The following is a 202-nucleotide window of genomic DNA, read 5'->3' as shown; positions in this document are numbered from 1 at the left end:
TCAGATTCAAGGCTGCTTTTAGGGAGGCCGTCTTGGGTGTGATGGACCGTTTGGTATTGAGCGACGCGGCGTGGAAGCGGATGGCGCCGTTGATCATAGGGCGCCCCGATCAGAAGGGCTCGACCGGACGCGACAACCGAATGTTCGTTGAAGGAGTGCTGTGGATCGTGCGTACGGGGTCTCCCTGGCGCGATCTCCCGGA

1 protein-coding gene is annotated in these 202 nt (G+C 60.9%); it reads left to right on the top strand.

The genetic code is table 11. The annotated features are described in order from the left end of the window. Window positions 1-32: 32 nt before the first annotated feature. Window positions 33-202, top strand: a 170-nt coding sequence (locus FNJ47_RS55935) for a transposase (RefSeq protein WP_236000668.1), incomplete at its 3' end; no start/stop codon positions are given.

The organism is Bradyrhizobium uaiense, from assembly GCF_010811875.1.
Lineage (GTDB): Bacteria > Pseudomonadota > Alphaproteobacteria > Rhizobiales > Xanthobacteraceae > Bradyrhizobium > Bradyrhizobium uaiense.
The sequence above is the reverse complement of the archived record's forward strand: the minus strand, read 5'-3'. Positions and strand labels throughout refer to the sequence as shown.